Annotated in this window: 16 protein-coding genes; 9 read left to right on the top strand and 7 right to left on the bottom strand. The window is 59.6% G+C overall.

The window, feature by feature from the left end; all coding sequences use genetic code 11:
- Positions 1-1,572 precede the first annotated feature (1,572 nt).
- The 5 genes from DBV08_RS32485 (at position 1,573) to DBV08_RS31330 (ending at position 7,563) form a co-directional block, all read left to right on the top strand.
- Positions 1,573-1,809: a response regulator transcription factor gene (locus tag DBV08_RS32485; protein ID WP_185565004.1), complete on the top strand. Its 237-nt coding sequence runs from the start codon at positions 1,573-1,575 to the stop codon at positions 1,807-1,809.
- A 613-nt stretch (positions 1,810-2,422) separates the two neighbouring features.
- The gene (locus DBV08_RS31345) at positions 2,423-3,973 is read left to right on the top strand and encodes a sodium:solute symporter (RefSeq protein WP_185565002.1); all 1,551 of its coding nucleotides are present in this window, start codon (positions 2,423-2,425) and stop codon (positions 3,971-3,973) included.
- 43 nt (positions 3,974-4,016) lie between these two features.
- On the top strand, positions 4,017-4,904 hold the full coding sequence (locus tag DBV08_RS31340) for an alpha/beta fold hydrolase (protein WP_124569983.1): 888 nt from the start codon (positions 4,017-4,019) through the stop codon (positions 4,902-4,904).
- Positions 4,901-6,190 carry a DUF1116 domain-containing protein gene (locus tag DBV08_RS31335; RefSeq protein ID WP_124569981.1) on the top strand — a complete coding sequence of 430 codons (1,290 nt, stop codon included), beginning with the start codon at positions 4,901-4,903 and terminating at the stop codon, positions 6,188-6,190. Before DBV08_RS31340 ends, DBV08_RS31335 begins: the two co-directional genes overlap by 4 nt.
- Positions 6,187-7,563 (top strand): amidase, encoded by a 1,377-nt coding sequence (locus DBV08_RS31330; protein ID WP_124569979.1) that lies wholly within the window; start codon positions 6,187-6,189, stop codon positions 7,561-7,563. Before DBV08_RS31335 ends, DBV08_RS31330 begins: the two co-directional genes overlap by 4 nt.
- 87 nt (positions 7,564-7,650) lie before the next feature.
- Here the strand turns inward: DBV08_RS31330 and DBV08_RS31325 are convergent, their stop codons facing one another.
- Entirely contained in the window at positions 7,651-8,781 is a 1,131-nt protein-coding gene (locus DBV08_RS31325; RefSeq protein ID WP_221621628.1) for an MFS transporter, read from the bottom strand.
- 174 nt (positions 8,782-8,955) lie between these two features.
- Here DBV08_RS31325 and DBV08_RS31320 point away from each other — a divergent pair, with 174 nt between their 5' ends.
- Complete coding sequence (locus DBV08_RS31320; RefSeq protein WP_124569977.1) at positions 8,956-9,969, top strand: AraC family transcriptional regulator; 1,014 nt, start codon at positions 8,956-8,958, stop codon at positions 9,967-9,969.
- 54 nt (positions 9,970-10,023) lie between these two features.
- On the opposite strand, the gene DBV08_RS31315 is transcribed toward DBV08_RS31320, so the two are convergent.
- Positions 10,024-10,731, bottom strand: coding sequence for a helix-turn-helix domain-containing protein (locus tag DBV08_RS31315; RefSeq protein WP_124569975.1), 708 nt, complete (start codon positions 10,729-10,731; stop codon positions 10,024-10,026).
- 2,095 nt (positions 10,732-12,826) lie between these two features.
- Between DBV08_RS31315 and DBV08_RS31300 the strand changes: the two genes are divergently transcribed.
- Positions 12,827-13,318 (top strand): DUF1579 family protein, encoded by a 492-nt coding sequence (locus DBV08_RS31300; RefSeq protein WP_185565000.1) that lies wholly within the window; start codon positions 12,827-12,829, stop codon positions 13,316-13,318.
- Between the two features lie 1,084 nt (positions 13,319-14,402).
- Here DBV08_RS31300 and DBV08_RS31290 read toward each other — a convergent pair.
- From DBV08_RS31290 to DBV08_RS31275, 4 genes are all read right to left on the bottom strand, one after another.
- Entirely contained in the window at positions 14,403-14,639 is a 237-nt protein-coding gene (locus tag DBV08_RS31290) for a toxin (protein ID WP_124569969.1), read from the bottom strand.
- Positions 14,636-14,896: a ribbon-helix-helix domain-containing protein gene (locus DBV08_RS31285; RefSeq protein WP_124569967.1), complete on the bottom strand. Its 261-nt coding sequence runs from the start codon at positions 14,894-14,896 to the stop codon at positions 14,636-14,638. The genes DBV08_RS31290 and DBV08_RS31285 overlap by 4 nt, the downstream gene beginning before the upstream one ends.
- Before the next feature lie 211 nt (positions 14,897-15,107).
- The gene (locus DBV08_RS33185; protein WP_311717401.1) at positions 15,108-15,212 is read right to left on the bottom strand and encodes a hypothetical protein; all 105 of its coding nucleotides are present in this window, start codon (positions 15,210-15,212) and stop codon (positions 15,108-15,110) included.
- Positions 15,213-15,390: 178 nt separating this feature from the next.
- On the bottom strand, positions 15,391-15,642 hold the full coding sequence (locus DBV08_RS31275; RefSeq protein ID WP_124569965.1) for a hypothetical protein: 252 nt from the start codon (positions 15,640-15,642) through the stop codon (positions 15,391-15,393).
- A 242-nt stretch (positions 15,643-15,884) separates the two neighbouring features.
- Here DBV08_RS31275 and DBV08_RS32480 point away from each other — a divergent pair, with 242 nt between their 5' ends.
- Entirely contained in the window at positions 15,885-16,040 is a 156-nt protein-coding gene (locus tag DBV08_RS32480; protein ID WP_185564998.1) for a hypothetical protein, read from the top strand.
- Positions 16,041-16,164: 124 nt separating this feature from the next.
- Here the strand turns inward: DBV08_RS32480 and DBV08_RS33105 are convergent, their stop codons facing one another.
- Positions 16,165-16,290 (bottom strand): hypothetical protein, encoded by a 126-nt coding sequence (locus DBV08_RS33105; RefSeq protein WP_260395824.1) that lies wholly within the window; start codon positions 16,288-16,290, stop codon positions 16,165-16,167.
- Between the two features lie 993 nt (positions 16,291-17,283).
- On the opposite strand from DBV08_RS33105, the gene DBV08_RS31270 reads away from it, so the two are divergent.
- Positions 17,284-17,685 carry a helix-turn-helix transcriptional regulator gene (locus DBV08_RS31270; protein ID WP_124569963.1) on the top strand — a complete coding sequence of 134 codons (402 nt, stop codon included), beginning with the start codon at positions 17,284-17,286 and terminating at the stop codon, positions 17,683-17,685.
- Positions 17,686-18,819 lie beyond the last annotated feature (1,134 nt).

Here is an 18,819-nt window from a genome sequence, read left to right as displayed (position 1 = left end):
ATTCACCAGACCGACAAAAGCCGCGGCGGTCTCGTCGCTACCGCGGTGGGGTACCGCGAGGAAGTAGCTCTCGACGCGCCGCTTACGCAGCTGTGATCAATGGTGTCCTCACTGCGCCAAGCATGTTGTGTGGCAAACACTTCCAGAGGTCCTTCGCGTAGGAATGCATCTGGGCAGATCGAATACGCCCGTTACTCTTGTCTTTCGCCTCGTTACTCCCTCCAGCCAGCGCCTGGAGTCGGTGCGATGTTGGGCCGCAGCAAGCCGTATTCATCCGGGTGAGCGGGGGCGTTGTCATTGAGCAGGACCTTCGGGTGCTCACTCGGACACCAACGATTCACGGAGACGACGTGATCGCGACGACGGGTCTTTACGAGTTGTGGCCCGATCCCGATCTGCCTGAAGATGATATGAACAAATGGGTACGGACCTGTACGGTTTGGACTCGGCCGACCTCAGATGCCGCGGGAAACATACACGATCGTTCGACGCTGATCTGCCGGAAATGTTCTGGAGCATCAGCTCGCTCCGAACCTCACCGACAAAGCGAAGTTCAAGCCACGATCAATTCCGTTCCGGATCCGCATCTGAGCCTTATGAAGTCTTGACTGCCGTCAACCGTGCCGGGAACAATGACCCCAGCTTGCTCGAGCCGATCGCCGGGCGGGCGTAAAACTCAGCCACTTTTCGGCCACTGCGTGTGGCTCTACCACCGGTTTCCCCTCCCGGTCCCCGATGTTGCCTGACTGGCGAGACAATGAGAGCCTATACATACTTGGGGGGATCCGGATCCAGGAGTCTTGTATGCAGATCCACGCTTTGCTTCCGGCCATGATCCCGTCGGACGATGGCCGTTTCGCCGAACTATCCGACGTCCACGTGCGCGCTTCTGCGGCAATGAGAGTCCTGCGTGATTCGATTCCATGGGATGGATACGCATTGACGGCATGGGATGTTGGTTCAGGAAGTCATAGGCACGTCACGTTGGCGAGCGAAGGATATACGCGGGAGCTCGACGAACATATGAACGACGCGTTCGTTGATGGGAATCCGGGCTTTCATTTGTTGCATACCCAGGTTCCGCGCGCCCTTCGCTGGCTGGACTTGCAGAGGGACTGGCACATTCCGTTCGCGCAGACTCAGTCAGCCGAGGGATTCTTGATTCCCGCTGGGTTCAAGGAGGGCGCGACCATGTGTCTGAGGTTGCCTGGTGGGCGATATACCGGCGCTCTCCACGTGAGCTGGGCGCGCCCCCAAGACGCCAGTAGCGAGGCACTACACGTGATCGAGAGGTTCCGCCCTGTACTCGCTGACGTCTGTGATCTTTTCCGGAGTGCACATGGTGCCGTGCAACGGGCTGGGGTGGCAGCGCACGCCGTCATCGTCACCGATACGGGCGCAATTTCGGAGCTGCCCGGTCATACGGCGGGTCCGATTCTTGGAGAGTGTGCGCGCAATTGGTTAGCGTCAGCGATCCGGGATTGGGCTGGCAGATCGGCGCAGTACTTGTGGGCCGAGTCGGATGGTTCGTGCCATCGGATCGAGTTGTCGGCGGGTCCCGGAACGTCCCTCGTGGTCGTTGAACGTCGGATTCCGTGGCCGTTCGGATTGAGCTGCCGGGAAGTGCAGATTCTTCACTGGGTCACCCGAGGCTATTCCAACCCCCAGATCGCCAAGAAGCTGTTCATCAGTCCTAGAACCGTCTCGACCCACGTCGAGCATCTTCTCGTCAAACTCGGGAGCCAATCTCGGGTGCAGCTCGCCGCGCTTGCTGTGGAAGCAGGTCTGTTGCTCGCGAGCGAGATGTGAGGACCCGGAGTGCGACCGTCGTCAGGTGATCGCAACGACCAGCGAGTCGGGGGAGCTGGAACGGGCGTAAACCAAAGCCCTACGGTAGCGCCAAAGGCACTGTGAGGGAATATGTATCACCGTTGATAATGCAGCGGTCGCATACTTAGAGACGGATTCTCACCCGTCCATTTCTGGTTCTGAAATTTCCGACGCCCCAATACATTTCGCCCGTTCGGTTTGTCGTGTCCGTATGGGATGTCCGACCGGAGGCATGCGGAGAATACGTCAACTGACCGATGGCCAAAGGACTGTGATTGTTCATACGCTTTTCATCTGGCTATACGCCGCCCAGCCGGCCCTGTTGACGGCCTGCAGAGACGAAAAGAGTACCAATGAAACGCACTGGCTTATTCAGGCGTTCCCCAGCGAGGAACATCGCCTTCGGCGCACTATTCGCGCTGATCAATATGATCGCGCTCTGGCCACCTTTGTACATCGCAATGTCCCACCAGCACGGCCTGGTCATCGGCGTACCGATTTCAGTCTGGTACCTGATACTCGTGTCCGCAGCTGCGATCGCAGCAGTCACCGGCCTCTGGGTCACCGAGTGTCGTCAGGGAGCGGTGGACTGATGATCGTCACTTTTGGCGCCTTAGGCGTCTTCTTCGCCGTCATCGTTGTTGTCCTCCACATCTCCAAGAACCGGCAAAGCGTCGCGACGTTCAGCAACTACGCCGTCGGCGAGCGCTCGTTTTCGAGCTGGTTCGTGTCGATGGCGTACACGAATTCGTGGTGGCCCGGTTCGACCTTTACTGCGGTTTTCGGTCTGACCGTTGCCAGTGGGGTAATCGGGTTGTACTTTCTCGTCTACTCCGTCCTTGGTGTCCTCGCGATGTATTTCATCGCCCGGCCAGTATGGAAGTGGGGTAAGAAGTTCGACCTGCGGACCCAAGCGGATCTACTGGACCTGCGGTACAACAGCCGCGGCCTGAAACTGATCGGAAGCGCCATCAGTGTCGTCGCCCTCGTGCCCTGGCTTGTTCTCGGGCTCATTGCAATGGGCGCGGTAGTTCAGTGGGCATCGCTGGGCAAACTCTCTGACGCTGACTCCATCCTGATCGGAATTGCAGTATTGGTCGTACGCCAGTTCTGGACCGTCCAGATGGGTATGAGGGGTCTCATCCTCACCGATATGGTCCAGGGAATTGTTGCCTACATCGGATCGGCCATTTTGTGCCTGGGCCTGTTGTTCTTCTACTTCGGTGGCATCTCGAACATGAGCAAGCTTACCGACGCCCAACTGAGCCTGCCCGGCTTCGGATCTGATGAAGGCGGACTCTACTACTTCGGCATCGTGGCCGCCGGAATCATTGGAAGTCTTTGCTGGCCTATGATATTCACGCGAATCTACACTGCGGCCAGTGTGCGTGAAGTGAAAAAGGGCTCGCTGCAAACAATGGCAATCGGCTTCGTGTTCTGTGTTCTACTCATGTTTGTCGCGCTGTGCGCGGCGCCGATCCCTTTCGCAGCCGCTAATCCAGTATCGTCGTTTTTCGCGATTGCGCAGGACGCCGGTGGTACCTGGTTGTTGGCGATCGCGCTGGTCATCGTTTTCGCGGCGGGAATGGGCTTCGTCGACGGGGTCACCCAAGCGATCGGCACTCAAGTTGCAAACGACATCGTTGCTGTCGTTCACCCACTGCGGGACAAGCAGGAGCTCTACCTCGCCAAGGCTGCGATGGCAGTTACCGCAATAGTCGCCGCGATCATCGCGTACCGCATCTACGATTCACCCAACTTGGCCGGCGTCACGCAGTTGGCGTATCAAGCCATCATCCAACTTGCCGTACCGATCTTCGGCGGACTCATGTGGCGCAAAGGTAACAGGGACGGCGCAATCGCCGGGCTGCTCGTCGGTGCGGTAATTGCTCTGGCGCTGACGGTTCCGTACATGGACCAAGGCGGGGCAGTGCCGTGGCTTGAGGGGTTAGGTTCCGGACTGGTCGGCCTCGTAGCCAATCTTGTCGTCTTCGTCGCGGTCAGCCTCCTTCGAGCCAGTGACCGGGAAGAGTTGGAACGAGTTGATCAGCTCTTCGAATCGGCCCGAGAGCCGTCCCGCAGCCCCGGCCAGACAACATCCATGCCGAGTGCCGGCCAGGTAGCGCCCGCACCTATACCGTGACCCGATTTTCGGGACTTCCATACAAAGAAGAGGAATTGAGTTCATGAGCACGTTCGATCAAACCATCACGATCCCCCACCTCGGCGGCTCGGTCATAGGGGCCACGTTCGGGCGACCTTACAACCCCGAATTGCCGACCCTGGTCATGATCAACTCGTACACCACCTCTGCGGAGTTGTACCGCGACCAGTTCGCGGATACCGCGCTGGCCGACAGGGCCAACCTACTGGCGCTGGAGCCGTACGGTCATGGCCGAACCCGTTCGACATACAAGCATTTCACCTACTGGGACAGCGCAGTTGCGAACCTGCAGGCTCTTGCGGCGCTGGACATTCCGAACGCCTTCGTCTTGGGGACTTCGCAAGGGGGGTGGATTGCCACTCGAATGGGCTTGCTGGCACCAGAGGTAGTCAAAGGCTTGATTCCGTTGGGTACCTCGCTGGACGTCGAGAGTCAACGCAGCCGAGACCTCGGGTGCTGGGACGGGCCGGGATTCTGCACACCCTACATCGAGGCCTTCGGCGAGCCGGTCGACGACGACTGGGTTGTTCCCGATGATTTCGTCGATGCCACCTTCGACGCTGCGCTGGGAGGCTTGAGCCCGGAAGACCGAGTGAGGTGGCTCGAGATCTACCGCACGAACTACTCCGGCGACGCGGGCCGGCACCGACTGCGGCTCTCCACGATCAATCTCCGTGATCGCGACGGCCTGTTCGGGCGATTGGACGAAGTGACGCAGCCGGTCCTGTGGCTCCACGGCACGGCAGACCAGGTCTATTCAGTGGCCAACGCCGAGGAGGAAATCAAACTGTTCACTCGTGCGGCCGAAGTACGCCTCGAGACGATCCCGAACGGGCATCACTTCCTGAGCGCGTCCAAACCAGCTGAAGTCAATGCTGCTGTGATCGATTTCCTCGGTCGGTGGGCATGACCGACACACGGCTCGAGCAAAAGGCAGAAGCTATGCAAGACATTCTGCCGGACAGACGAATTCGCGCAAATACCGCCGCGGTGAATGCGATGCTGCAAGCAGACCCCGTCTTGATCGATGTCACCCCGGCTCTCGATGCGCTCTCCGGCATGACCCGCCACACCATCCTCACCTCGGGAGCCCCGTTGCCCTGGCCTGCATACGAAGGAGGCCAGCGCCGAGCGATACTGGGAGCAGCACTCTTCGAGGGGCTCGCGAACTCGGTGGAGGAGGCCGACGCTCTACTGCATGCGGGAGACATCCTTGTCCGGCCGTGTCATGACTACGGGTGCGTGGGCTCGCTGACCGGGGTGACGACGGCGTCGATGCCTGTCCTCGTTGTCGAAGATTCGATGTCGGGTTCGCGCGGACACTGCGTTCTCTACGAGGGAAGTGCCCGCGAACGCCTCACCTACGGGGTATGGAACGAGGCTGTACATCAACAATTGACCTGGATCAAGGACGTGCTCGGCCCAGCCCTCTCAGCGGCACTACGACACACTGGCGGTCTACGCACCAGTCCCATCATTCGGCGTGCCCTCGGTATGGGCGATGACTTGCACAGCCGTAATACAGCGGCCACAGCGGTGTTCTTCGAACAGATCCACGAGTCTGTTCTCGAGGCCAATGGCTTCACCGCAGCAACCCGCGACGTTCTGAACTTCCTCAGTCGGAACGATTTGTTCTTTCTCCACGTCGCCATGGCGACGGGTAAGAGCATCGCGACAACCGCCAGCAATACACCGCACAGCAGCATCGTCACCGCTATGGCGTTGAGCGGGAAGGAGTTCGCGATTCGTACAGCTGGCACCGGCCAGAGATGGTTCCGCGCGCCGATTCCCACGTTGCAGGCGAAATATTTCGACGGGATCACCGCTGAGGATACTGCGTTCATGGGCGGCGAGAGCCTGATCACCGAGACTGTCGGACTCGGCGGCCTTTCGGCGGCGGCTGCTTTTTCGCTCCAGGATTACAGCGGCGGATCAGTTCAGAAAATGGTCGAAACGACGGAGGCAATGTACGGCATTACTCACACTGAGCACCCACAGTGGAAGATTCCGTATCTAGGCTTTCGTGGCGTTCCGTTCGGAATCGACGCGGCACGTGTGGTTTCCACCGCGATCACTCCACGTATCCACATGGGTGCTGCCCTGCGTGAAGGCGGACACGCGGGCGCCGGTCTGCTTATCGCTCCGATCGAACCCTTCCGCGAGGCCATCGCGGCGCTCGCGGTGTCGTCGGCATGACGGAGAATCCCTCTTCGGCCGTCCATGGATCCGCGACTGGCGGCTACTTCAGCCGAAGGACCATCGCAGATCTGGCTGCGGACCTTCGGGCTCGTCGGGTCAGGTCAGCGGACTTGATCGGGATTGCCATCGAGGAGGCCGAGCGCTCGCAATCGACAATCAACGCGTTCGTCACCATCGACGTGGCCGGAGCTCGTGCAGCCGCAGCCGCCGCCGATCGAGAATTGACCGTAGGTGCTGTCCGGGGTCCGCTGCACGGGATACCGGTAGCGGTGAAGGACATGATCGATGTACGAGGTCTGCCGACGACCGCCAGTTCACGACATTTCGTGAATCGGATCGCCACTCGCGATGCAGATTGCGTCGAGCGGCTCAGACGAGCAGGGGCGATAGTTATCGGGAAGACGACGACGCATGAATTCGCGAACGGTCCGACGGGCGATCGTGCTGCTACTGGACCCACTCGTAACCCACATGCATTGGGGCACATGTCCGGAGGGTCTAGTAGCGGTTCGGCGGCCGCCGTCGCTGCCGGTATTATTCCGGTCGCACTCGGCACGGATACCGGTGGTTCCGTGCGAATCCCCGCCGCATGCTGCGGCGTCGTCGGTGTTCGCCCCACACAAGGGGCGATCAGCACGCGCGGAGTACTTCCTCTGGCCAGTTCGATGGACACCGTGGGCGTTCTGGCTCGCTGTGCGGCTGATGCACACGTCGTACTGTCAGCGTTGATCGACGATTTCTCACCACCGGCCGAGCGCACTTCCGTCACCGGTGTGCGCGTTCGCTGGATATCGCCGAGTTCAATTCATGCCACTCAACCATCGATTGCCCGTTCTGCCCGCGATCTGGTCGCACCATTCCTCACCGACGAAATCGATATCCGCGGCGCGGAGGCGCTTCGCTTCTCCTATCGTGTCATCCAAGGGCGTGAAGCTCACGCGGTCCACGCCGAACGGCTCAGTCTCGCGCCCGATCTCTACGACCCAGAGGTGTGTGAGCGTCTCGAGATGGGCGGCGCGTACACCGATTCGCAGTTCTTGCAGGCGATCGCGATTCGTGAACAGTTCCGTGTAGGTGTTGCTCAGTTACTGAGTGCGGTCGATTTCATTGCGCTGCCTACGATTCCCTTTTCGGCACCGCCGCTGTTCAGCCGTCGGGTGAGTGTCGAGGATCAGTCGGTCGACGTTCCAAGTGGTCTGCTCTCACTCACTGCGCCGTGGAGTCTCCTCGGACTGCCGGCAGTGTCCATTCCGGCAGCCGACGTCGACGGTTTGCCTGTCGGTGTACAGCTCGTCGGACGCCCACGCACCGAGGCTGGTCTTCTCTCGTTCGCGGCGCAGCTCGAGGCGCGGAAACTGTTCGAGAGCTGACCGGGCCACATCACGCTGCTCACGCACCGATCAGCGGACCTCGCCGATTCGTGGTCCCAGTCTGCCTCCGCATGCAGGTAACCGATGTCACGCAAGGTGATCGGGGTTCTTCACGGACAATGTGATGAACAATGCTGACGCAATCAGCACGACTCCGAAAACCGAGAACACTGCCATGGCACCCCCTGCTCCGAATATTGCACCGCCTGCTGCGGCACCTGCAGCGATTCCGGATTGGACACCGACCACCACGATCCCGCCTGCACTTTCCGCCTTGTCGGGCACGGTGCTGGTCGCCCAGGTCGACCACGCCACCGAAACTCCGCCGAATGCCAAGCCCCACAACACCACCAAGGTTGCGCTTACGCTCTGAGTTGCAGGCACCAGTGCCAGACCTAGAGCAGCTATCCCGATCAGTAGTGGCATCAGCGCCAGTGTCAGACGCAGGCTGAGTTGGAGGAGCCATCCGGCGACAAGTGTGCCTGCCAAGTTCGCCACTCCGAAGGCGAACAATAGAACAGTCAGAGTGGAGGCGTCGACATTGACCATGGTTTCGAGCGCCGGCCGAATGTAGGTGAACAGTGCATAGTGCCCGACGTGGACGAGCAACATGCCGACGATGCCGATCCCGAAGCGTGGATGTACCAACACCGACCACAAAGTTCTCAACCGTGCCTCGCCCCGCGGTGTCATCGGGGGCAACGCGAACAGTTGGAAGGCAAGCGTCACGACCCCGAGGGCTGCGGTGGCCCAAAAGGCACTGCGCCAGCCGGACAGTTCACCGAGGTAACTACCGAGCGGGACGGCCACGATGGTTGCTACGGCGATACCGCTGAAAATGATTGATACAGCTCGAGGTACCGACGATTCCGGTACCAGGCGCATCGCCGTGGCAGCCGCCATGCTCCAGAAACCACCTAACGCAATACCGAGCAGGATCCGCATCGCCAACAGCACCACCATGTTCGGGGCCAGGGCCACGAGCGCGTTCGACGCGATCATCAGCACAGTGAAGCTGAGCAGAACAATTCGCCGGTCGATCCGTCGTGTCAGGCTTGCCGTCAGTAGTCCAGAGAGGATTGCTGCTCCAGCTGTGACGGTGACTGCTTGGCCCACCAGTGCTTCCGACACACCCAAATCATCGGCAATCGGAGTCAACAGACTAGCCGGAAGATACTCGGCCGTAAGCAGTCCGAATACGCCTAGAGACAGTGACATCACCGCCATCCACTTCGGTGTCACCGGCAGCGGTGGCGGGTCGACAACTGCGGCTGTTCGGACGGGTCGGGAATTGGACACGGTGGTGCACACATCACTGGACAACGGTTGTACTTCTCCTGGATCGCATGAAAGGCTTTGCGTCAACACTAGATACGACTTTCAGGATGATCTATGACTGAGGATCCGGCCGTTTTGATCAAGAGTCCGGCCGAGTCGGCTGCCGGGACGTTCGCCTCGTCCTCCGACCTCATCAGCGAACTGTTGACGAGTATGCGGTTGCGTGGAGTGCAGTACCGTCGCGTACATGCCGGTCCGCGATTCGGCATCGGCTTCGATGCGAAACCGGGCCGTGCCTATTTCCACTTCCTCGCAGTCGGTCACGCGTTCCTGCGTGCCGAGAACGGCACCGTCCACGAACTGTCGGCGGGCAACGCTGTGTTCATCCCGCACGGTCGACCCCATCAGTGGCTGTCCGGGCCCGGGGTAGTGGCTCAGGGCATCGACAGCTACGACTCCGAACCCCTCGGCGATGCGGTGGGGGACGTGAATGTCGGCCTCGCCGCCGACCAGTCTCCCAGCGCCGTATTGTTCACCGGTTACATGGAATTCGATCTCGGTGGGATGCAAGGCCTGAGCCGTATCATGCCCGCGATCATGATCGCCGACGCCCAGGGGGAGCGATACCCCGGACTTTTACCGATCCTTGCTGCGATGAGGCGTGAGACCTGTTCGGCGCGTGTCGGTTTTGCTGGTGTGTCAGCGCGTCTCGCCGAAGTCGTAGCTGCGATGATCGTGCGAGGGTGGGTTGAATGCGGCTGCGACAATGCCTCTGGACTGGTGGCTGCGCTGCGCGATCCGCGACTAGCGGGAGCCATCTTGGCTGTCCACCGGCATCCTGGACATCATTGGACGGTAGCGGAGTTGGCATCGCAGTGCCATGTGTCCCGATCGGTGTTCGCGGAACGTTTCCACGCGATGATCGGCGTACCGCCTCTGAGGTACGCGACGGAACTGAGAATGCTTCTTGCCAGCCAGTGGCTGGCCCAGGACACGATGTCGGTGGAAGCCATGGCTCGAAATCTTGGTTACACCTCTCAAGCTGCGTTCAGCCGCGCTTTCAAACGCGTGACCGGGCAACCTCCCAGCGCGCGCAGAGCTACCTCGCCCATACAGTTCGTTGCATGACGCTTCCGACAGCGGTCCCCCGAGAATGTACAGGGGAAGGCGTTTCGAGTGCTTCTATGCCCAACCCACTACGAGTCTCGCGGATTGTTCAGGAATCGTGGGGTCCAAACCGGTGAGTTTCGCAAATCGATGAAGACGATTGGAAACGGTGTTGCGGTGACAGAACAGCTCGTTGGCCGATTCCCCGATACTGCCTGTTTTCATATAGCTGCGCACGCATTCTTCGAGACGGACCCGTTCCGCGTCTCCGCAGGTCACCAAGGCGTCGTCGACATCGGTGAGTAGCTCGTTTCCTGATTCTTGTAGGCCTAGCTTGGCCAGTCTTGCCCACCCTCGGTCCCAGGTGAGAGCAGCGTGGTCTTCGCTGGTGATTGTTCGTGTGAGAGCTCGTGCGGTATTGGCCGCTGCGCGAAGGGCTGACAGACCGGTGTCGGCGTTGACAACTCCGACTCGAAGCTTGAGGAGATTCCGGCCGACATCGGTGGCGTGTGGTCCGTAGAGGTCGAATCTGCGTGTGAAGGCAATCAGGACGTCGCCGAGGTAGTGGGTGTAGACCGTTCGTCCGGAGCGCTCGGTTTCGGAGATGAATACACGTAGCGCCGGGATGTCGTCACCGGCAGCTCCGATGACCAGAAGGGGGGCACGTTGTGGGATTCGGAGTTCGGCTGCAATTGCATCCAGTCGATCTGCGTCTGTGGATCGGGGATCCTGGAACAGGTTTGCGATGCGTCCTTGCAGCGCAGACGATTCCTCTCTCAGCATGCGTTCTCGGTGCCGGAAACATTGGTTATGGCCTGACCATCGCCCAATATGCCATGGGTTACAAGTTCCTGAACTGACCTGCCCGATTTCGACCAATCGTTCGGCAATCACTTAGGCCTGCAATTCGGTTCTCTGTCAACACTGGCGAGTTTTCGTACCGATCCCAGGATCTTCACAGGTGCGTTTGAGATTGCGGGCGAAGTGACGTCGCGCCGGGCCGACGTACTCGAACGCTCACAACCGAAGGCACTCACACTCGACGTGTGGGTGCCTTCGGTCGCAATAGGTGCGTTGAGGTGCGCCCCGAAAGGTAGATAGTTGTCACGCGGCCATGACAGGCACGGCGAGTGGCTGAGCCAGGGCCACCGTGGCGCAACTCAGCAAGGACTCCGCGTGCAATGGATTCAAATATAATGCGCGCCAGAGAACGAAATTTTGATATAAACTTCGAACCAATACTATAGAAGTATCATTCCGCCGACGATGATCCCTTGTCTTCGGTTCTATCGAATGCGTCTGTCCAAAGATCAGGGTAAGGAAGAGGTCCAAACCTGCTGGTCGGCCAGGGCATGACCGCACCTCCCACGCTGTATTCAATTAATCTTCGTGGCGGCATTCGGTGGGGTCGGACATCCACTGCTCTGTAAAGATAACCATCCTGGCGAACCTTTTCCCACCAAAATTCGACCTCTTCGCCGACAATGACCGAGCGGTTACAGTCAAACTGGCGAATAGACTCGCCTGATGCCAGCGCCGGGTATTTCAACTTCCAAAGGTCGCTGTAGTGGAACCAGCACCCAGAGGGCGTCTCTGGAGACTCGATAACGCCCCATCCCTCATCGCCGAACCAAGCTGATACCGTGCCTAAGCTAGTCATCGTCGAATCCTACTCTGCATCGAAAAATGTCACACGTTGGCTGCCTCAAACGCGCTAAGGGTGAAGAGTTAAAGTGACAGGCCGGTCAAGTCGTGTTCAGTTCCCTAAACCCTATTCCGAACAAGTGAAACTCCCGCGATAGCAGAAGTCATCCCTACAGCGGCGGCCGTAGCGCCCGCGACAACCGGAAGCAAGATCCATGTCGATATTGATTCCTCATTTACAGGAACTGCGGTGAGGTCGGTGAATGATGCACCAGTTATCGAAGCATTACCTGAAGTAAGGCCTTCAAAATCATGTTGCAGAACGTAATTGGAATTTTCTAGTATTTCAGGTTTGACAATCTCATTTACGCCAGCGCAAACCAGCCCTATAAAAGAACCCAACCCTGCGGACGCTAGAGTTATACAAATTTTGCTTTTCGTCATCTCGTAATGCTACGCCAGACACGTGATCCTGCGTCAGCGTCCGGGTCGTCTTTGGCGTCGCTCTCCACTTCTTCCCACACTCGATCGCATTGGACAAGCGCCAGCGCTTCTCTCCTCGAAGTGAGGGCCTGATCGGACCCAGAACCCCTTATTCACTCTGTCTCTCTCGGAATTATTCGGCACGCTTTACTCAGAACTATTCGGCATGGCGACTGAACCACATCGCGGACCGGAAACGATCGGGTGTTCCTGCCGAAGTCGAGGTGTCCGTCAACCGTTCCATATCGAGACGGTCCCGGTGTCCCGATTCATCATTGGCATGATCATCGGTGGACCCCTGTTCGGGGCAGCGGTCGGGGCCCTCGTTTCAGTGACGGGCTGGAACCTCGTACGACGCGAACGCACGCTCGATTCTCACTAGATCCTGTTTGTCTCGCTCGACTCAGATCGGGCGCGACAGTGCCCCGAATTGGTATGTCCATCAATCGATGATTGTGGAACAGATTTGGTCTGGCTGAGTCTGCAGCCAGGAAGGAACATTCACGTAGAAATTGAACGTGGTGATGTCCCTCCGCACCCAGTTCGACATCGCGCACGGTGACGATGAGCCTGTGCCGAGTCGGACGTCCCGAATGTGGCCGATGAGTTTTCGAGTGCCGGCGGGTCTACAGGAGTGAGTCGCAATCGCCGTGCGCACTGACGGGGCCGCCATCGCCACCAGATGGATCGGGAAGAGTGTCGTTCCGGGAGGTCGGCGGCCGCGTCCGAGCTTGACTACGAGGGGAACAACATGACTGACGCAGCAGAGAACATGCGCTCGTTCGAGGCCATCATTGGGTGGTGGAGGACATCGGGCACTGCGTTCGACGAGCAAGGGGCGCCCGCCGCGATAATCGACGGCACCGATGAGTACGAGTGGCTGCCCGGTGGAAAATGGGTGGTCCATCGAGTTGACGTCATGATGGGCGGCAGCCGGGTGCAGGCTCTCGAGCTCATTGGGGACCATGATGCCGTGACCGACACGTACGCCATGCGAGCGTTCGACGGTTCCGGCGCGTATGGGAGGATGACCGCGAACCTGAACGCTGACGGATCTTGGACGTTCCTGGGCGACGGAATGCGCAGCACCCTCTGGCCGTCCAAGGACAACACCCTCTGGCCGTCCAAGGACAAGTCGTCTATGGCGGCACGATGGGAGCGCCAGGACGACACTGGCAGCTGGATTCGCTGGATGGACATGCGCTTCGTCGCCATTGCGAATACACCGAAGGGCACCATCTGATTGCCGCAGGACACGGAAACCGCGAACCATACAACCCCAACGGACTCAGCGACATCGCCAACCGCGCCCGCACGAGCTTCCCCACCGAAGCCGCACCGCTGCTATCGAAGACCTCACACCGCCACGTCCGGCCACGCCGAAACGCGAACACAACCTCGGCAGAGACTGACAACTTCCGGACAAAGGCGTGCTGAACTCGACAAACGTGCCGGCGTACTACCCTTACTGGAACTTTCCGGCGTGCTCGTTCACCGGACGAGCAAGAACACGAACCGTTTAAGGGTCAGTCATATCGCCGCCACGCGCGCAGCCGATCCCGGCGCCGGACGCAGCCTCCGCCCCCGCAACTCCGCATACGCTGCAACAAGCCCAGGACTCGGATTCGCCACCGGCGCGGCTTGACGCTTCTGCTCAGCCCCGCGAGGGGATTGTCTCAGCCGCGCGGGGCGGCACGGGAAGTGACGTTGTCCGTATTCGTAGTGTTCGCGTTCGGAGCAATTGGTCCCGCGTCGCGTGCCTGGTCGGGAGGTGGGAACGGCCTTCGTGTCCTGTTTGGCAGGAGTTTTTATAATTCCTTGTGGGGCAAAATCTGTGAGGCGACCTTGAAGTCGCTTGTCGGATCGTCGTCCGCGAAACCCAACCCGACTAAGTCCATCGCGGTAGAAATTCAGCAACAGCAGGTGTGGCATCTGAGATCGGGTGCTCGTGCGCCAGGAGGGTTCGTTGGCGAGACTGAGTCGTGGATCGGGTTTAGTGCCGTCGTCATAGAGCTGACGGGGTCAGCGCCGAAAGCGGCTGTCGTCGAGCGCTGCCTCTGTGGCATCTGGGTATTCATTTGTCATGTCACTGAACAACTTCGGGGTGTGAATAGTCAGTGTCATGGGGATGAGGGATGTCGTGTGAGCTGCATGTCGCCCCACTGATGGCGAGAACGGTCGGTGGTGCCAGTTCGCGGCACGGGGCGGTGGACGCGAACACACCTGTGTAGGTGCAAGCCGCGGTCACCGAGCGTTGATGGCGATGTCGTCGTCGTACCGGCAAGCAGGTCGACTTCCCTGCATCGCACTCGGTGAACAAAGATCGATTACAGGAGATCGACGTACTGAGGTCGGGCCGTCATAGCGTGAATGAGTAGCTCGTTTCCACTGTCGAAGCGCAGCACGACTGATTCCAGGAGGCGTCCGTTCGGGTCGAAGTCCAGCCGGAATTGGCGGGCAGGGTTGTCGTCGTCCAAGTCGGCGACGTACACGTGGTGCTCTGCCGCGTAGATGCCGGCGTCTTCGCTGCTTCCGTGTTTGAGCGCGGATTTATGGGCTTTCACGCGACCTGGGTCCAGGCACGCACTGCTTCTCGGATCGCTTCGGACCGGGAGACGTGTTCTTGTTCTGCGCGGGCGTTCAACGCTTCGAGCAATGCGGCGTCCATCCGTACGGGCACTACTGCGCCTGGACCGACACCGAGGGCGGGCCGGCCCCGTTTGCGCAACTTTTCGACGTCGTAACCGGTTTCGGCTTCGTCTGCCCATTCTTCGATCATGTTGTCGGTGACGGGCTGATCGTTGATCGTTTCGTCAGTCATAGATATTAGTGTAATACGAAATTGTGTTGGCGCAGTCATCGAGTTCCGGATCCGGGTCTCGGTATGTCATCACAGGCGTCCGTAGCCAATGTCCCGTCACTGCCTCCTGGAGTCCATCGGTACGCGTCGGTTAGGCGCAGCAGGGCGCACCATGATGGCCGGCATGGTTCGGGACATCGGTCCAAGTGTCGGTCGTCCCTCCGGTTTCCCGTCAGGCCAGACCTGCCTGGTGGGCGACAATCGCCGCCTGGACACGGTTATCGGCATGGAGCTGGACCAAGGTGGCGCTTACATGGGCCTTGACGGTGCCCTCCACCAGGTGCAGCCGGCGCGCGATCTGACCATTGGACAGGACTTCCCCCCGGCAGTGTGAGGACGTCCCGCTCACGGCTCGTCAGTTGCTTGACTGTCGACTTGATCTGATTGAGGCCGAGGGGCTTGGGATCAGGGGTTGGCAGGGGAGCCGATGGTGCCGTGAACTGGGCGCCACTGTTTTATCGAGGTGTGCTCGATGAGGTTGGGTTGGGCGAATGGGTCTCCAGTAGCAGTGCGTTGAGGTTTTCGGTCCAGTCTGATTTGAAGATGAGGAGTCCGCCGTTGCCGCTGGCAAAGGGGCCGGAGCATTGCACGATGTTCCGTTCTACCAGGTCGGCGAGCCAGGTTGTTGTGCGCTGGTCTGTGGTTGCTGCGTGCATCTGCTCTTGTCTTGTCTTGTCGAAGACGTAGGTCACGGCGAATGTTTCCATGTCTAGTCTTCCAATTGTGTTGTAGGGGAGCGGTTTAGCGTGTGCCCGCGATTGCTGTCCTGGTGGCCGGGATCTGCTGGACGGGGCTGAGGAGGATCGGGCGTGCGATCAGGTCTGCTTGGAGCAAAGTTCGGGAGTTGACGCCGGGGCGAGCGCCGATTGCGGTGACCCACTGGACTGATTCGATGGGTGGGTCGAAGGACGGTAGGTCTGCAATCCGGATCCTCGTAAATGGCTATGTGGTGAATATCAGTTCCGATATCGGGGGTTATGACGTGCGCGGCGGAACTGCAGTCAGCTACCCGTTGACCGCCGGGGACGGGGTGAAGGTTCAGTACAACCGAATCAGCCAGTTCGGCACCACTATCTTCACGCGGAGCGGCGTCGCCGTTCTGTAAAAGAGGGTGCCCCTGCCGGGGTTCGGTGGGGGCGTCTTTTGCTGTTTCATACGGCGTGATGGGCCGAATAGACTGGGCCGAGTTCGTTGGCCCCGCAGCAGCGGTGGGTGGGCTCTGTTAGGTTTCAGCGGACGAGGCGGTGCCCGAGAGGTACGCCGAAGGGCTGGGTCGTGGCCACCGAACCGAGTGATCGGTTCACGAAGGCGATGACGAGGGCTCCGGTTATGAGGAGCAGTGCTTTTCGTTTCACGACATCTCCGTTTCGAGGCCCGTTAGATTCTGCAGGTTTCCGGTCGCAGATAGTTGCCGAGAGTAACTAGATCCGGGCTTTTTCATTCCGTAACTGTGCAGCCCTGACGGCCACACAAGATAGGGGACCGTCAGGGCTGGTAAACGAACAACTGTAGCGTTATGTGTTTACAATCCGACCATACATGCAACGGTAGCCATATCGTAACCTCCGGGTCTTTTTATCTCCGACTTCACCCTGCGCCGCAATTAGGCGGGGCGCGTGATGTGTGAGTTCGCAGCGGCAACCCGAGACGACGTCGAGAGCGACTCTCGGATCGGAATGACATCCGCAGGACAGGCACTTCGGTGATCTTGCTGCAGTCTCAGCCGTTCGGTCGGCGAGATCCATGGGCCGTCGTAAACCACGCTGCTGCAGCGTCGGCATTGCGTGCAGTATGCACCGTTCTTCATCGGCTAATGCAACTCTCGGCGTCCGGGGCCCCGACCCGTGAAAGATCTTAGTCGGCGCAGTCGAGGCAAGGGCTGCCAGCTCGGAACTGGGCAGCGTGGCTGACCATGTTACCGGCATCGAAGTGCCGCGGCAGCTGTATGCCGCATGAGGGAAGGCCAAAACTCAATCGCGTCGGGCATTTTCAAGATCCAGGGGTTACCAAGAAGGGCCACCAGCGAGTGTGTGATCAGCACGCTGGCGGCCCGGGGTGCGCCGAGAACCGAGGCGGAAGCGGCGCACCGTTTATGGTGCCCTGCCGACTGTCTGGGGGATCGCGTCGGCAGGGCTACGCCATACCCGAAGTTGAGGGTTCGAGCGATGCCGCCGACGAAAATCTACGGATCTGAGGGTTCCGATACCAGTCTTCGCGGAGTCACAGATACTTGAGTGTTGAACTATCCTAATTCATGGACAGCGCATGGGGATAGCTGATCCGAGCGCGAAACTCTCGAACTGTTTCGCTGCGCGAATGTTCAGAAATTCCGTGGGAAAATAACGCCCATGGCTTCAGGATTCGCAGCTTGGGTTCGAGACCAGATCGTGGCCCGCGGCTATGAAAGTCCAGAGGAAGCAGCTCGGGCGCTCGGTGTGTATCCATCCCAGATGCGTCAGTGGACAAGGATCTCGCGGTCCCCGACCCCGCAGGTGCTGAGGCGCGTCGCAGCGTTGTTCGATGCGCCTGTGCAGGAAGTGTTGATCGCCGCCGGGTTCATGACAGAAGGGGAGAACCGGCCGTTGTCGCCCACACAGAAGTCGCTGCAGCAGTTGTCGAACAAGCAGATTCTCGACGAGATTCGGCGCCGGACTGTCGGAGACTTGGGAGGGCCGCCGATTCCTGTCCGGGTGGACGGAGTTCTTCATTCGCCGGATGGCCCGCCCACAGTGTTCGTCAGTTACACCTAGGCGGGCCGCGCACGCCGAGCCGGCAAAGGCGAACGTGCACGCGCGATACTACTTCTCGAGTATGGGGCCGAACCACGCTTGGCGGTTGCACACGGTACTTAAGTATCAGGCAGGCACATCGCCAGCGCGTCCATAGTGCCTACGGTTCAACGTGGCGGCGCGAGGAGTTTGGTGAGGCCCACCCCCGGCGAATGCACAGCCGGAGGGCAGGCCTTGCGCGGCCGAACTGACCACTCAGAATCGCCGCACCAATGAAATGTTATCCAATTTCCGCGTTCAAAATGCCAGATAGTACTTCGAGTGTGCGATCCAAGTGCGAAAATGCATTGCCGATAATTTGTATTGTGTCGTGCCGGAGTCCGAATATACTGCGCTGCAACGCATCTGGACTTCGTGGGCGAATGCTGTCACGGGTTGGACCGTTGTCGTCCAAAGATTCCTCGGATCGCATTCTCGGACAGGACTATTCGTCTCCGAGGGTGGCTTGTCCAAACCGCCGGAGCCGCCGCTGTCCCGCTCCGCCTTCGACCCCAAGACACGGCTACGGAGTTCCCAGACCGCTGCGCCGCCGAAGAAGCACAGGCCGACTTGGATGCCGGCAAGACGACCTCATGGCTTTCGTCGCCCGGTCGGATCTCACGAAGAACGTGAAAGACACGGCAGTCCGCAAGCTCACGAACCCGAACCTCACGTGGGAAACCATCGCTCTGTAATCGAAGCCTCCCGTCGCGACATCGACCGCACGGCGCCGATACGAGAAATTCGATACCGCAACCTGAGAAGCAGGCTTCGACAGTCCACCATTGCCCGACCTGCGAGCCGCCGAGAACCCGATGCGAAGCGAACTCACCACCGTCTGAACAAGTCCCACCAACAAAGGTGGCCCCGACAGTGCTGTAACACCGTCAGGGTTGACGACAACAGAAAAGCGCCTGTGATCTATGAACGATCGTAACTATCCCGAGGCGGACATCGACCACGGAAGAACCGGTCGTCCGCCGCTTTCGGCGGCGAGCGGAAATCACCCGAGAAGCGATCCTCGAGGTGCCCGCAACCTTGTTCAGCCAAACGGGATACGCGGGCACTAGCATCAACGACATCCTGGCGATCTCCGAGACCACCAAAGGCGCGATG

This window comes from Rhodococcus sp. KBW08 (genome assembly GCF_003852455.1).
GTDB classification, from domain to species: Bacteria; Actinomycetota; Actinomycetes; order Mycobacteriales; family Mycobacteriaceae; genus Rhodococcus_F; species Rhodococcus_F baikonurensis.
Note: the sequence above shows the minus strand (reverse complement) of the source record. Positions and strands in the feature narration are given on the sequence as shown.

Coding starts and splice junctions, on each gene's coding strand:
- DBV08_RS31315 (WP_124569975.1), bottom strand. CDS start 10,731: ATGCTGAGAGAGGAATCGTCTGCGCTGCAAGGACGCATCGCAAACCTG.
- DBV08_RS31335 (WP_124569981.1), top strand. CDS start 4,901: ATGACCGACACACGGCTCGAGCAAAAGGCAGAAGCTATGCAAGACATT.
- DBV08_RS31325 (WP_221621628.1), bottom strand. CDS start 8,781: ATGTCACTGTCTCTAGGCGTATTCGGACTGCTTACGGCCGAGTATCTT.
- DBV08_RS31270 (WP_124569963.1), top strand. CDS start 17,284: ATGGCTTCAGGATTCGCAGCTTGGGTTCGAGACCAGATCGTGGCCCGC.
- DBV08_RS31285 (WP_124569967.1), bottom strand. CDS start 14,896: ATGACTGACGAAACGATCAACGATCAGCCCGTCACCGACAACATGATC.
- DBV08_RS31345 (WP_185565002.1), top strand. CDS start 2,423: ATGATCGTCACTTTTGGCGCCTTAGGCGTCTTCTTCGCCGTCATCGTT.
- DBV08_RS31320 (WP_124569977.1), top strand. CDS start 8,956: ATGACTGAGGATCCGGCCGTTTTGATCAAGAGTCCGGCCGAGTCGGCT.
- DBV08_RS31275 (WP_124569965.1), bottom strand. CDS start 15,642: ATGGAAACATTCGCCGTGACCTACGTCTTCGACAAGACAAGACAAGAG.
- DBV08_RS31340 (WP_124569983.1), top strand. CDS start 4,017: ATGAGCACGTTCGATCAAACCATCACGATCCCCCACCTCGGCGGCTCG.
- DBV08_RS31330 (WP_124569979.1), top strand. CDS start 6,187: ATGACGGAGAATCCCTCTTCGGCCGTCCATGGATCCGCGACTGGCGGC.
- DBV08_RS31300 (WP_185565000.1), top strand. CDS start 12,827: ATGACTGACGCAGCAGAGAACATGCGCTCGTTCGAGGCCATCATTGGG.